We start from the raw sequence: 14,603 nt of genomic DNA on the forward strand, positions 1-14,603 counted from the left end.
AAATTCTCTTATTATATTGCAATATTTGGTAATATACATTACTATAGTGATATATAATATTTTTTACATTATTTAAGACTTGAGGTGAAATATGAATACAAACAATAATAAATTCGATCCCTACAAATATATTCCATTTATAATAATCATTTTTTTGATAGCCAAATTTATATTTAAGCCAGGAAATCTTACTTGGTTTTTCTCTTCATTTAAATCATTAATTATAGCAGCTATCATCATCTATTTATTAAGCCCAGTAGTCAGAGCTATAAAGAATAAGTTGAAGTTCCGACATACATTAAGTGTACTTCTTACTTATATATTGGTATTTGCATTTATTATCCTTTTTATTATGCTAATTATTCCAACTATTAGCGATAGTGTATCTTCACTTGTTAAGAATATTCAAAGCGTCAGCACTACTGAAATAAGTGATTTCATTAATAGACTTTTTGTTACTAATTTGATAAGTCCAGAAAAGATTACAGAAATCATTGAGTTGATTGAAGACTCTATTGTAAGTTTTTCAAGCGATCTACTTAGCCTATCGACTCAAGTGATATCTTCAATCGGAAGCTTCATTAGCAATGTAGCCATATTGTTTTTATCACTATTTATGGCGTTCTATGCCCTTAGAGATTGGGATGAGATCAGTCCAAAATTAAACAAATTCATTAGAGCTATACTTCCTAAAAAATATGCTGATTGGACTATTCGGGTAGCTAGATTAACAGATAAGGCTATTAAGCAATTTTTGATAGGTAAGTTATATACATGTATTATATTAGGACTACTTGTTAGTATTGGAATTTATATAGTGAATCTAGTATCCCCTTTAAAAATCCCTTATGCCCCACTTATAGGTTTGATAATAGGGATAACCAACATAATTCCATATATAGGTCCATTCATAGGTACTGTTCCTTGTCTAATATTTGCTCTATTTTCTGGATTCCCAGAAACTATAGCATTGTTAGCTATCATACTTATAATGCAACAAGTTGATAATATTATTGTTAGCCCAAAAATACTAGGAAGTTCAGTAGGTTTAAAACCTTTCTGGATAGTTGCTTCTGTAACTATAGGTGGTAGTTTCTTCGGTGCGGCAGGAATGATTTTATCAGTACCGATTGCTTCAGTTATTCTTACTTTGGTAATGGAAAAAGTAAATAGCATTGATATACCAGATCAAAATGATTAAATAGTCGTATATCACCAAAATCAATATAAAATTAATATAGGGTGGTTTCAAAAGTCAAAACAACTTTTTGAAACCACTCTTTTTTTATTAAATATGCAAGTTCTATTTTATATTATTCTTAGAAATCTTTGCATAGCCTCTTTGTTCCAATTTGTATAAAACAAATATATATACCCAAAATAGTAATATACACTTTTTACATTTTTTAGTGATAATTTATTTAGGAGGTTAAAAGAATGAAGACTAAAACCATATTAGCACTTTTTATGATATTCATTTTATTATTATGTGGGTGTCAAAACGATTACAACAATGAAGAAATAACTTATAGCGATACATTAACTTTCACATATACTTTTGAGAATTCCAGGGATGGATGGATGGGCGGATTAGATGATTCATCAAATAATCATCACAATAAAGGTATCTATCTCAATTGCGGCTTAGAAAATATGTATACCACTAAAAAAATAAGTTCAAAAGAGGGTTTGCTACCTCTTACCAGTTATAAAGTTAACATGACATTCGATATTTCATCTACCTTGAGTAGTAATAATACCATACCATTAAATAAGATAGTTGTGAATGCAGGAGTTGTCAACGTTCAACCAGACATAGAATTGATTCAAAAGGGAAATAACAAATACTTTTTTATTTCTCCCAATAATGAATTTGACGATCCCAACACCAAATTGATATCATTAGGAAATATTGACATTACAGATAAATCAACCAACAATAGAAATGCATCTAAAAATTTTGAACAGACATTTAATGCTTTTACCAATAGTAATGGTGATTTGTGGATTATTATTGGTGTTGATTCTGATTATGAAGGTACTGATACATTATTTCTTGATAATATAAATGTAAATATAGAAAGAGAAAATGCTACTTTCTCTTAAACGATAAGATGTAAATTTTAACTATAACTTTATAATAAGAATCTAAAATTTAACCCTTATATATATATCTATCAATAATAATTAGTTAAATAGTTAACTATGTAAAAACTTTTCTCACAGGCATCTTAATACAAGCATATAATATTGTAGAATTGCAATAAATTTAATTGTAACATTATAGATAGAAGGGTGATTATTATTGAAGATATGTGTTATTGGAGCAGGATATGTAGGACTCGTGGCTGCATTATCTTTTGCTAAATATAAAAATGATGTCATATGCGTAGACAAAGATGTTAACAAAGTAAACCAACTAAATAAAGGTATTCCTACAATATACGAAGAAGGCCTCGAACCATTATTAAAGAAATGCTTAGAAAAAAAATATATACTTTTTACAAATAATATCCGTACTGCAATAAGCTTATCTGATGTAATTATGATTACTGTAGGTACACCAACCAATCCTGATTGGAGTGTAGATATTTCACAAGTTATTGATGCTGCTAATGAAATATCCATATCCATAGATAAGTATAAAGTTATTATTATCAAAAGTACCGTACCAGTTGGAACCCATGAAACTGTTAAAAACATTTTTATAAATAGAGGAGTTAATGAAAATAATTTTGATGTTGTATCTAATCCAGAATTCTTAAGAGAAGGAAGAGCTTTAAATGATTTCTTGAACGGAGATAGAATGGTAATCGGTAGTAATTCAAAAAAGGCTATAAGAATTATAAATAAAATTTACGGACCATTTAAAACAAAAATCATCTATACCAATCCCCCAACAGCAGAATTGATTAAATATGCTTCTAACGCATTATTAGCCACCAAGATATCCTTTATTAATGAAATGGCAAATCTATGTAGTAAAGTTGATGCTAATATTGAAACCCTATCTTATGGACTAGGACTAGACAAACGGATCTCAAAAGAATTCTTGAATGCAGGTATAGGCTATGGAGGCTCATGTTTTCCAAAAGATACAAAAGCTTTAGTTAATATCGGTGAGAAATATGGCTGTGAATTTAATATAGTAAGAAGTACAATAAAAGTCAATGAGAACCAAAGACTTAAACCAGTAGAAATACTGCTTGACCATTATAATAAAATAGAAGGCAAAACTATCGCTATATTAGGCCTCACTTTCAAACCAGGAACAGATGATATTAGAGATGCACCATCACTCTATATTATCGATGAGCTACTTAGTATGGGAGCTAAAATAAAATGTTATGATCCTACTGTTTCAAAAGAAATGGAAACCTTATTTCCTAACATAACATATTGTAATAGTATAATAGAAACCGTAAAAGACTCACATTGTGCTATAATTTGCACTGAGTTAGATGAATTCTATAAAATGGATTTGAAGATCATTGCTGAAAATATGAAAAAACCAGTACTTATTGATGGCAGAAATATCATCAGAATGAAAAAAGCGAAAAAAAGTGGATTCAGTCATTACTATTCTATTGGAAATGGATCTTTTGAAATTAATGATTCGACTATACACAAATAAGTCATGATATACCTATAATTAGTATTAAAAATTATGCTTTGCAGAATGAAAATACATTCATTCTACAAAGCTTTCTATTTTCCTTGAAATATTTTATGAGGCATAGCCATCATTTAATATTATATTGATTTTTCACTTTATCAAATAGAGCTAATAGTTGTTTGGCTACTCGCTGGAATGAATAGTTATTCATTGCATCTTGACGAGCTTTTTTTCCCATTTCATAAGCTTTATCTGGATTATCCAGTAGATAACTGATCTTATCAGCCATAACATCTGGATTATCGTAATCATCTATTACGATACCATTAACATTTTGTTCGAATAATTCCGAGTTACCACCTCTATTAGTTGTAATTATAGGCAATCCAGCTGCCATACCTTCATAATGAATTCTGGCTAGTGGTTCTCTCCATTGAGATGCACAAACAAATATATCTGCAATATTATAAATTTCAGGGATTTCATCAGGAGTCAAAAAGCCTGTGAAAATTACTGGACCTTTTAATTCAGTAGCTTTTCCATGAAGCATTGAAGTAAATTCATCTATCTCATTAGTTCCATACCATTTACTACCAACTAAAACTAATGCTATTTTCTGATGAGTTTTCATTACTGTCTTCATCGCTTCCATTACGATCTGCTGTCCTTTCTTAGGACTTAATCTACTAACACAAATCACTACTTTATAACCTTCCAGATTGAATTTCTTAAGTAATCTTTTTCTATTATCTTCTGCTTTTTTTGAACCTACTGGATGATATATATCAATATTAGCTGCAGAATATACTGGATATACCTTTTCTAATGCTGATGGATACATCTTAATAACTTCATTTCCTATAAATTTACTTACTGTTGTTATGAATTCAACTTTTTCTATACATTCTTCTGCCTGTTGAGGGTTAATTTTTTTTGGTAACATCATTTCATTATGGAGACTTAAACTGAAATGAACATTAGGTGCTACTCTACTTAATTGCTTAACCCATTTTGGTCTGTTGAACACATGTATTAAGTCTAACTTAGTATGCATGGTACTTATTTTGTTTTCTACCTCTTTAATATATTCTGACTTGGTTCTTCCACTAACCCTGATAAATGTCACATTGCCCTTTTTTTCATACTCTGGCAAGTCACCCTTTAGAACTGTAAAAACAGTAATGTGATGATTTTTTGATATTATAGGCAGTATGTTATCTATATAAATCTGTATAGCTCCCCCCAGTACTGGAGGAACTGGAAGTTTCTCTGTACAGATAAATGCAATATTCATTTAATTACTCCTCCTAATAAATTATTTTTTATATCTTATTTGATAATCCACTTATCTAAAACTTTTATTTTTTCTTTTTCCAATTTTGCTATCTTTGCTATTTTCCCAGGATTGACTAATTTATTTTTAGAAAATATATTCTTGATTGTTCCAAAAAACCAATGTGGGAACATTAAATCTGCCTTAAGCATCTTTTTATCCTCTAATGTCAACTTATTATTTCTTTCATAATAGTCAAGAATCCTATTTATATCATTTACATCCCAACTACCACGTTTTTCTGCACGTTTTCCAATTATTTTTCTTAGGTCTCTTGCTACTAGATCATATGTTACCCCATCCAAATCAATCACATAGACTTCTTCTTGGGACAATATGGCATTACCGGAACCATAATCTTGATGACACAATGAAGATTCATACAACTCTACTTGAGTCAACTTATCGTATGAAGATGATTCCAAGACATCTAGTGCTTTATCACATAGATTAATGATATCATCAATATATTCAAGATAAACTTTATATGAATTATTGGATACCTTTGAATTAGCAATATCTTTCCATTTCAGCATCCTTTTTCTCATTGAACCATATTGTTCAGGCCATCTGCCTAATTTTGAAGATATCTTTGCACCTTCTGGAGCTTTATAACCTTTTGACGCTTTGTGGAATAATGCTAAACCTTCTATACCATATTTGAAATCTGATGACCTAGTAAAATTAAGGTCTCTACCGTTTATCCATTCATACATAACAAAAAGTTGTCCCATATACTCTGTTATATGCTGTCCTGCTTTATTAGAATATACATAAGGAACTAAACCTCCATTTTCTTTTATATATCTCTGTGCATTTACTGAGAATATAATTTTCTCTTTAGTATGACGAAATCTTTTCAAACACATTGACTTACTATCATAGTCAAATTTCCAAAGTGTTTTCAAACCTTCATTTTGTATAACTTTTATATTATAGGGTTTTATATTATATTCATTTATTACATTATTAAATATATCCTTTAGCTCGTCATAAGTGTTATTCATTTTCAAACTCCTATCAATCCCTTCTTATTAAGTTATAATGAATCAATTATATGCTCAAAATCATCTACAATACTTTCTTTTGATTTTTCTATGGAAATAATATTTTTCAATTTGTTTACGTATTTATTTTCTGTCCAAGTCTCTTCTCTTTTTTGATAGTATTTACTCATTATTCCTGCAAAAAGATGAGGATACATAATTGTTGATTTCAAAATTTGCCATTGCCATTTTTCCAATGGATTGACTTCTTGATACCAGCTGATTATATTTTTTGTAAGTTGCAGATCCCAGCTTCCTCTTTTTTTCATAATCTTATTTATAAATTTCCTTATATCTTTTGTTGGTAGTTCTATTGCAATAGAATCTGGGTCCAGAACATATATTTTGCCAGTTTCAGTAATTATAAGATTACCGTCAATAAAATCCTGATGAACCAAGTAAGATATGTTCTTTACCTGGTTTACCCATCTATCATATAATGATTTATTATCAGCGCTTAAAGAATATTCCATTTTTTTATGAAAATAAGGAAATTCTCTTAATATCATATTCCCGAATTCATTATGAGCACTTTTTCTTTTTTCTTGTTCATGATACTCTACTAATTTATCCATTTTCTTTTTAGATTTTTCGTACCATGTACCTAAGAGGATATTAGGTTTACTACCCACTGGAGGTTGAAATCCTTTTGATGCAACATGAAACTTGGCTAATTCTTTAATTATTCTCTCAAGACCTTCTTTTGACTTAGAACTTGGCGCTTTCCCCTTAATGGCTTCATTTAATATATAATTCGCTCCATCTAAATTAATATATTTTTTACCATTTCTGGATTCAATGATTTCAGGCATATTTATACCTTTTTGACACAAATATTCAATAGCTGCAATAATAAAATCCAGTCTTTCCTCGGGAATGGAATTCTTTTTTAAAATTTTATTTCCAGTTGGAGTTTGAATCCACCAAACACCCTTTTTAACTTTATAGTTTTCGTTTCTTATTCCTAGTACTTCTATATCATAATTATCTAATACTTCTCTCAGATTTTCAGATGGCATATCAATTCTCCTTTTTATTACGATTTTAAAAACAAAACCCTCAATTTGAGGGTTTTAGATAGTTTCATCTTATAGATAATAGTCTTTCGTATTTATATCTTTTGGTATGAATTCATCATCATCGTCTTCATCATCATCTTCATCTTCCTCTTCATCAGGAATGTCTGGTTCTTCACCCCAAGTGATTTTTAATCCAACAGTTCCATATTCATAGTTTTCATCATATTCAAATTTCATTTTGAATTCTAATTCTTCTCTACTTGGAATAAAAACGTCCTGTCCTTCTAGTTGAAGTTCTCCTCTGAAAAGTTTAGGTAGATTAGTGTTAAGAAATTGGATACAATCTTTCTTAGTACCTATATAGGATTCTTTACATTTCAACAGTATAATTCCTCCTTACGCTAGAATAATTATATCATTTACAGATACTAATTATTCTTCAAATATTTTATAAACTATTAATACATTATATGATATTAAGAAAAATATGTTCTTTTTTAAAAATGATTAATAAAAAATAAACTGTCAGTTATCAAAACCAACAGCTTATTTAATAGACACTATTTAATTTTTTAATTCTTACTTCATCTTAGAATTATAAATCGAAATGATTACTTCTACTACATTATCTTATCCTAACAGGAAAACCAACTTTCTTCTGAACTTTTCTTAAGGTTTTAGTAGCTAGATAATTAGCTGTTTCTCCATTTTTCTTGATTATACCATCAATATAATCTTTATTCTTTTGTAACTCCTTAAATCTTTCCTGAATTGGTCTAAGTTCATCAACAACTACTTCGCCAACAATTTTTTTCAAATCTCCATAACCTTTGCCTTCAAATACTTTCATAGAAGACTCTGTAGTTTCACCAGTAACACTGGAATATATGTCAATAAGATTCTTGACTCCCGGTTTATCTTCTGAGTAAGTTACTTCTCTATCAGAATCAGTTACAGCTCTTTTGATTTTATTTCTGATTGCTCCAAGGTCATCTAATATCGAAATATAACCATTAGGATTCTCATCTGACTTTGACATTTTTTTAGTTGGCTCTTGTAAACTCATTATTTTAGCACCAACTTTACCAATATAAGGTTCTGGTATTGTAAATACATCTCCATATATATTATTGAATCTAGTCGCTATCTCTCTAGTAATCTCCAGATGTTGTTTTTGATCATGTCCTACAGGAACTAGGTCAGATTGAAATAGTAAAATATCAGCTGCCATTAATACTGGATAAGTAAAAAGACCTGCATTTATGTTAGTATTGTGCTTTGCTGCTTTTTCTTTAAACTGTGTCATTCTATTTAACTCACCCATATATGTAAAGCAACTAAGAATCCATGCTAATTCTGCATGACCAGAAACATGTGATTGATAATACATAATATTCTTTTCAGGATCGAGTCCAGCTGCAATATATAGTGTTAATAAATCTCTCGCACGCTTTCTGAGTAAAACGGGATCTTGTCTAACTGTAATTGAATGCATATCAACAACACAAAATAGGCAGTTATAATCATCTTGTAATCTCGTCCAATTTTTAATGGCTCCTAAATAATTACCTAATGTTATTACACCAGTAGGTTGAATACCACTAAATATAACTTTTTTCTTTTCAGCCTGTGCACTCATACATGTCACCCTTTCTTCATCTATTGTATTTATTTAATTTTAATTATTACGTGTTAGTTTAGCATATAATAATTATTTATTCAAGCTGCTGGGCTTTCGCGTTAAACTTTTTACAAGAAATCTTATTCAACATAAAAGCAAAAAATATGGTATATCCTTCATAATAAATCAAATCAGTTTTGTTAACAAGCTATAATTACTGGAATTGAACAACTCATATTTTATATAAAGAACAAGCGTATAAAAGGTTGGAAAGTCGAGTAATAATTTATCAAAAATTACACATACTAGACTATATTAGTTCGACTAATATAATAAAGTATCTGGAGGGATGTTATGTTAACTTTTTCTAACAGTAGGAGAATACGTAGATATCCGAAATCATCTATAATCCATCTACCGATTAGTGAATATATCTTCAATGTTTATAATCCTTTTAGTTACACAAATGATTTCATTAATAGTTGCAGTTCAACTATATCTAATTCAAGAAGACGAAATGTAGGTAGGTAGGTTAACTATTGAAAGGAGAAAATTATGGATAGTATGATGAATTTTTGTGAAACAGCTAAACAATGCAGTTCCTATTGTCCTAGACAAAACGTACAATCTTTATCTAATTCCACAGTAGAAAGTACATCTTGCCTTAATTGCACTAATTGGGAAAACAGTCATTGTAAACTTGATTTATATGACCAAATAAATCATACAGAATAACATAGATGGGGCTGTCTTATTTACTTAAAAAGACAGCCCCATATTAAACATATTATTTAGAAAGGTAATTTAGTATGGAGTGCAAGTTTAAAAATAGTAACATAATCGTTATAGCCATTACATTTATTTTATTAATGGGATTCATATTCTTTGATAACCTTAATAGTAAAGCAGTCATTATAGTTTTTCTATCGATATTCCTTTTAATCGTGTGTACTAGATTTTTCTATACAGGTTGTATGATTAATATTCTATTACTCATATATCTACCATTCATGCTTATTCAAGATAATATGTTAATCAATAAAGATCAGACATTTACTTTGATTTTTATTTTGTGCACATTATTTTTGGCATCCATATTTGATTTTTTGATACTTGCCTACCATATAAATAATAATGATAATAAACTGAATTGTGATGTTACTTCCATTTTGAACAAACCATTTTTTAAAATACTTTGTATATTTTTTTTATATCTATCGATACTTTTTTCAGTAATTGATTCATTTGCCCTACTGTACACTCATCTAAGCAATATCTTTAATGAGGGTATTATAGGTAAAGATGAGATATTCAGTCATCTGGATGCTCTTTATTTTAGCACAACCACATTTTTCACAATAGGATTCGGAGACATATGCCCTTCGGAGTACTCAGAAATCACCAAGCGATTAGTAATCATTCAAGCTATGATCAGCCATATTATCACTACCGTTTTGTGGCCTGTGGCTATAATTTTTGTATTTGGTAAAAGCACAAAAAAAATATTTACATTCAATGATAAAAACTAATTGTAATATAAAATACCCCTTTAGCGGGGTATTAAATAATTCTTATAACTTACTTCATTTTTCTATACATAAATACTTTTTATAGTTACTAAGAATATGTATCACTATAATTATTAATGCTGCTATAATTGTTATACTTATTGGCGTATTACTGCCACAGTGCCTAACAAGTATACCGATTAATGCCCAACCAGCAGTTAAAAGAAACGCTAAGTCATTATTCTTAATTGAAACATACATGGATAACAATACAGCGAAAATCAGAACTATGACTGTCCATGTTGTTTCGGATAATCCGAGTCCATTCCATCCTGTAGTCTTTAAAACTACTGATACATTAGCAATAGTAGCTATGCTTATCCAAGCTAGATATACACTAAATGGTATATTGATGCTTCTTCTATCACTTTCTTTTATTGAACAAATATTATCAAGTCTATTATAGATTTTTATTAATGTGAATAAGAGTAAAACCATAATGAGCAATGATAAACATAACTTTTCATAATGCCAAGCAAATAACCATAGTCCGTTAAGAATTGCTGAGATAAAGAATAGACAACCTATTTTGTCAATATAGATATTTTGTTTTTGTTTTGGAAGTAGCCCATATATTACAAATCCTAATAATAGTATATAAATAAGTGCCCATATCATAAATGTGTAAGGTGCAGGTGTAAATAAAGAATTGATATTCTCTGATATTTCTCCTGTTGTTTTACCGTTAAGAGGTAAAGCTACGGCTAGTATATTAATCAATATCATAAAAACATACCCAACAACATTAAGAATTCTAATTCTTCTCTCCATTATCCTCGTCCTTTATTTATTATTTATTACTATATATGACTGATATTCAATTTTCATGCAAGAAATCTTTCTGTAATTGAAATTATAATACACATTTCAATAATCCCAATATCAACAAATGACCAGGATAGAAGATATAAAACAAGTATTTAAGGTTAACACCTTTCTTATTATTATAAAAATATAATGCTATCAGTGCTAAGATAGAAAATATTTGTAAATTGATTATTTGATATGATGCAAAATCAACAACCACTAACAACAAGGTTATTACTATATAACTTAATGCCTGTTTGTTGAACTTTCTATTATAATAATAAAAAGAAAATATAATTATAACTCCTAATATGCCATAATCAGTATTAAGTAATTCAGCGATAATTCCAATTAGAAAAACAAAATATAAACCATTTCTTTTATAATTATCATATATATAAATAGACAGTAACCCTAAAAATAATGTAAAAAATATATTCAATCCACTACCTAATTCAAATATATTACCATTAAATGCAAGATTAAACGGTATCTCTGATATTATTGCAGAAACAGCTAATCTAATAAGATACTTTTTGATATTATGAGTATGAAAAAAACCCTCTGCGATTAAGAATGCAAAGATAGGGAAAGCTAATCTACCTATAATCCTAAATATATCATATTCTTGGAAAAAAACTGCACCTAAATGGTCTATTAACATTGTTATACAAGCTAATATTTTCAAATTTGTTGAACTCATATTTTACCTCTTTCACTATTTGATAATTTTAATATATCCTTAATTAATCTTTTTTGCAAGTTATCTATACTACAACTTTTATAATTTAATATTTCATTTATAATACTTAAAATGATTTCTTTTATCTTATTCAATATATACATACTTAAATTGCACTTGATAAAAATTAAAAAGTAACGTAAACTTATATTAATTAATATTATGAACTTAGTTAGATACTAGTTCATTGTTTTATGGAAGGAGAAAATATATGAACGTATGTGAAAGATTTATTAATTATGTAAAAGTGGAGACTACTTCTAATGAAGAGTCAGAAACTTGTCCAAGTACAATAACCCAACTTGATCTTGCTAAAATATTAGTTGAAGAATTAAACATTCTAGGACTTGATGATATATCACTGGATGATAACGGATACATTATGGCTACTCTAAAAGCGAATACCGATAAAGATATACCAACAATTGGATTTATTGCCCATATGGATACTGCTCCTGATATGAGTGGAAAAGATGTAAATCCTAGAATCATAAAGAATTATGATGGAAATGATATAGTACTTAATGAAACTTTTAATGTAATTCTATCCACCAAAGATTATCCTTCATTAAAGGACTATGAAGGAAAAGATCTTATAGTTACAGATGGTACAACACTTCTTGGAGCGGACGATAAAGCTGGTATAGCAGAAATAATGTCAGCAATAGAATATTTAGTCAACCATGAAGAAATTGAACATGGAACTATAAAAATCGCATTCACTCCTGATGAAGAAATCGGAAGAGGCGCAGATAAATTTGATGTTGAAAAATTTCATGCAGATTTTGCTTATACTCTAGACGGTGGACCATTAGGTGAACTTGAATATGAAAACTTTAATGCTGCTAATGCTTGGTTGACTATTCATGGGAATAATATCCACCCAGGTTCTGCCAAAAATAAAATGCTTAGTGCTATGGAGATAGCTTTTGAATTAGATGGTATGCTTCCACCTAATGAAAGGCCACAATACACCGAAGATTATGAAGGCTTTTACCACCTAATTGGTATGGAAGGCAATGTAGAAAAAGTTAAAATGCAGTATATCATCAGAGACCATAATAAAGAATTATATTACAACAAAAAAGAGTATTTTACTAATGTAATCAACTACCTCAATCTAAAATATGGTGATAATACTGTTGAATGCAAATTAAAAGATATGTATTTCAATATGAAAGAAAAAGTAGAACCATTCATACATATTGTGGATACTGCCAAAGAAGCAATGGAATCATTAGATATAGTTCCTGTAGTTGTTCCAATTCGTGGTGGGACTGATGGTGCAAGATTATCTTACATGGGACTCCCTTGTCCTAATTTATTCACTGGTGGTCACAATTACCATGGTAAATACGAATACATATGTATTCAATCTATGGAAAAAGCCGTAGACACAGTAATTAAAATTATTGAATTATATGCACAAAAATAAAAATATTAATTTATTTACTTTCAGTTGACATAAATATTGGTTTAATTGTCTATCTTACAATATTGTAAGATACCTCTATGTTTTGTAATCTACGTAAATGGATTAATTGATATTAATATTATATAATATTAATATAAGCTGATTAGAAGTGATTACATACAGGAGGTAATATATATGAAAAGTTTGTTTAAAAAAATAATAATAGCATTTTCTATAGTATTTATATTAGTTTTAACCTATAGTCATTTTTATGATCCTAGTAATGAACAGTACTCACTTGATTATAGTTTAAAAAGACAAATCACTAATAAAATGCCTCATTATGTAGAACTTGATAAAATTCCTGAAAATCTTATTAATGCAACAATTGCCATGGAAGATAAAAGATTTTATTCTCATGGTGGTTTTGATATAATAGCTATTGCTAGAGCAACTATAACCGATATATCCGAAGGAAGAATCGTACAAGGCGGAAGTACTATTACTCAGCAACTTGCCAAAAATCTATTCTTCAGCAATAGAAAATCAATAACCAGGAAATTAAAGGAACTTATAGTAGCTACTAAACTTGAACATATGTTTACCAAAGACGATATACTCGAAATGTATTTAAATATAATTTATTATGGAGCTGGAGCTCATGGAGCTAATGAAGCATCTCATGCATTCTTTTCCAAAGATGTAAACAATCTTACATTAGAAGAATGTGCAATGTTAGCTGGTTTGCCTCAAGCCCCTAGTATATATAATCCTGTAAGTAGTTTATCAACCGCTAGAAAAAGGCAAGAACTAGTTATGAGTGTTATGATGAAAAATGGATATATAAATTAATTGATACACAACATTAATATTTCTATAATTATTAAGGGGACATTTCTTATGATAATGTCCCTTTCTCTATAAATTCATCTATTCATTTGATTCAATTGCAGCTAGAAAATGGTCATATATACTATGTTCCTTTGAACTATCGATTATAACTGCATTCACACATTTTTCATAGAATTCAGCTGGACCGATTCCTCCGATTATTGCATATACATATCCTTCGTCTTTCATTGCATTTAGTGAACGTAATAATAGCGCTTTACCAATTTTCTTACCTTGATATTCCTCTAATACTTTAGTTGGTCCAAAAAAATCTAAAGCTGTAGCATTATAACAAGCATATCCAACTATTTTGCTACCCTTAGCTGCAATGAAGCATGAAACCGGATTATTAGAGAAACATACATCACATTCACCTGCTGCATTAATACTGGAATGTTCCTGTACCCACTTAGTTATTCTGTACTTATCAGGTGCTAATGCTCTGAATATCTCTATTCCTTCTTCTTTTTGCAAACTATTCAATTCAGTATGATAATCTTTTATTTGTAATAGATTAACTAACATATCTGCCACGATCATAACCTC

The 14,603-nt window shown here is 29.2% G+C and carries 16 protein-coding genes; 8 read left to right on the forward strand and 8 right to left on the reverse strand.

All coding sequences use genetic code 11. From position 1 onward, the window contains the following. The first annotated feature begins 91 nt into the window (after positions 1-91). From QMG30_RS18885 to QMG30_RS18895, 3 genes are all read left to right on the forward strand, one after another. A complete protein-coding gene (locus tag QMG30_RS18885; protein WP_281818123.1) occupies positions 92-1,201 on the forward strand; it encodes an AI-2E family transporter in 1,110 nt (369 codons plus the stop codon). A 236-nt stretch (positions 1,202-1,437) separates the two neighbouring features. Next, a complete protein-coding gene (locus QMG30_RS18890) occupies positions 1,438-2,106 on the forward strand; it encodes a hypothetical protein (protein ID WP_281818125.1) in 669 nt (222 codons plus the stop codon). Positions 2,107-2,305: 199 nt separating this feature from the next. Beyond that, a complete protein-coding gene (locus tag QMG30_RS18895) occupies positions 2,306-3,634 on the forward strand; it encodes a UDP-glucose dehydrogenase family protein (RefSeq protein WP_281818127.1) in 1,329 nt (442 codons plus the stop codon). 109 nt (positions 3,635-3,743) lie between these two features. Here the strand turns inward: QMG30_RS18895 and QMG30_RS18900 are convergent, their stop codons facing one another. The 5 genes from QMG30_RS18900 to trpS form a co-directional block, all read right to left on the reverse strand. Continuing rightward, a complete protein-coding gene (locus QMG30_RS18900) occupies positions 3,744-4,910 on the reverse strand; it encodes a glycosyltransferase family 4 protein (protein WP_281818129.1) in 1,167 nt (388 codons plus the stop codon). Positions 4,911-4,945: 35 nt separating this feature from the next. Next, entirely contained in the window at positions 4,946-5,956 is a 1,011-nt protein-coding gene (locus tag QMG30_RS18905; RefSeq protein ID WP_281818132.1) for a CotS family spore coat protein, read from the reverse strand. 32 nt (positions 5,957-5,988) lie between these two features. Further along, positions 5,989-7,014: a CotS family spore coat protein gene (locus tag QMG30_RS18910; protein WP_281818134.1), complete on the reverse strand. Its 1,026-nt coding sequence runs from the start codon at positions 7,012-7,014 to the stop codon at positions 5,989-5,991. A gap of 69 nt (positions 7,015-7,083) precedes the next feature. Then, on the reverse strand, positions 7,084-7,395 hold the full coding sequence (locus tag QMG30_RS18915) for a hypothetical protein (RefSeq protein WP_281818136.1): 312 nt from the start codon (positions 7,393-7,395) through the stop codon (positions 7,084-7,086). 244 nt (positions 7,396-7,639) lie between these two features. Beyond that, positions 7,640-8,653: a tryptophan--tRNA ligase gene (gene trpS / locus QMG30_RS18920; protein ID WP_281818138.1), complete on the reverse strand. Its 1,014-nt coding sequence runs from the start codon at positions 8,651-8,653 to the stop codon at positions 7,640-7,642. Positions 8,654-8,989: 336 nt separating this feature from the next. On the opposite strand from trpS, the gene QMG30_RS18925 reads away from it, so the two are divergent. The 3 genes from QMG30_RS18925 to QMG30_RS18935 all read left to right on the forward strand — a co-directional run bounded on the left by QMG30_RS18925 (position 8,990) and on the right by QMG30_RS18935 (position 10,164). After that, positions 8,990-9,166, forward strand: coding sequence for a hypothetical protein (locus tag QMG30_RS18925; RefSeq protein ID WP_281818140.1), 177 nt, complete (start codon positions 8,990-8,992; stop codon positions 9,164-9,166). Positions 9,167-9,190: 24 nt separating this feature from the next. Further along, positions 9,191-9,370 (forward strand): hypothetical protein, encoded by a 180-nt coding sequence (locus QMG30_RS18930; protein WP_113674347.1) that lies wholly within the window; start codon positions 9,191-9,193, stop codon positions 9,368-9,370. A 74-nt stretch (positions 9,371-9,444) separates the two neighbouring features. Further along, positions 9,445-10,164 carry an ion channel gene (locus tag QMG30_RS18935; protein ID WP_281818144.1) on the forward strand — a complete coding sequence of 240 codons (720 nt, stop codon included), beginning with the start codon at positions 9,445-9,447 and terminating at the stop codon, positions 10,162-10,164. A 54-nt stretch (positions 10,165-10,218) separates the two neighbouring features. On the opposite strand, the gene QMG30_RS18940 is transcribed toward QMG30_RS18935, so the two are convergent. Both QMG30_RS18940 and QMG30_RS18945 read right to left on the reverse strand, forming a co-directional pair. Beyond that, positions 10,219-10,974 carry a TspO-related membrane protein gene (locus QMG30_RS18940; RefSeq protein WP_281818146.1) on the reverse strand — a complete coding sequence of 252 codons (756 nt, stop codon included), beginning with the start codon at positions 10,972-10,974 and terminating at the stop codon, positions 10,219-10,221. A gap of 82 nt (positions 10,975-11,056) precedes the next feature. Then, complete coding sequence (locus tag QMG30_RS18945) at positions 11,057-11,713, reverse strand: TraX family protein (protein WP_281818147.1); 657 nt, start codon at positions 11,711-11,713, stop codon at positions 11,057-11,059. A gap of 250 nt (positions 11,714-11,963) precedes the next feature. Here QMG30_RS18945 and pepT point away from each other — a divergent pair, with 250 nt between their 5' ends. Together pepT and QMG30_RS18955 are read left to right on the forward strand one after the other, a co-directional pair. Further along, positions 11,964-13,187, forward strand: a complete 1,224-nt coding sequence (gene pepT / locus QMG30_RS18950; RefSeq protein ID WP_281818148.1) for a peptidase T — start codon at positions 11,964-11,966, stop codon at positions 13,185-13,187. A gap of 174 nt (positions 13,188-13,361) precedes the next feature. Continuing rightward, on the forward strand, positions 13,362-14,018 hold the full coding sequence (locus tag QMG30_RS18955; protein WP_281818151.1) for a transglycosylase domain-containing protein: 657 nt from the start codon (positions 13,362-13,364) through the stop codon (positions 14,016-14,018). A gap of 78 nt (positions 14,019-14,096) precedes the next feature. Here QMG30_RS18955 and QMG30_RS18960 read toward each other — a convergent pair whose 3' ends face one another. Beyond that, on the reverse strand, positions 14,097-14,597 hold the full coding sequence (locus QMG30_RS18960; protein ID WP_434784572.1) for a GNAT family N-acetyltransferase: 501 nt from the start codon (positions 14,595-14,597) through the stop codon (positions 14,097-14,099). Between the last annotated feature and the right edge of the window lie 6 nt (positions 14,598-14,603).

The sequence above is a fragment of the Vallitalea longa genome (assembly GCF_027923465.1).
GTDB lineage: Bacteria > Bacillota > Clostridia > Lachnospirales > Vallitaleaceae > Vallitalea > Vallitalea longa.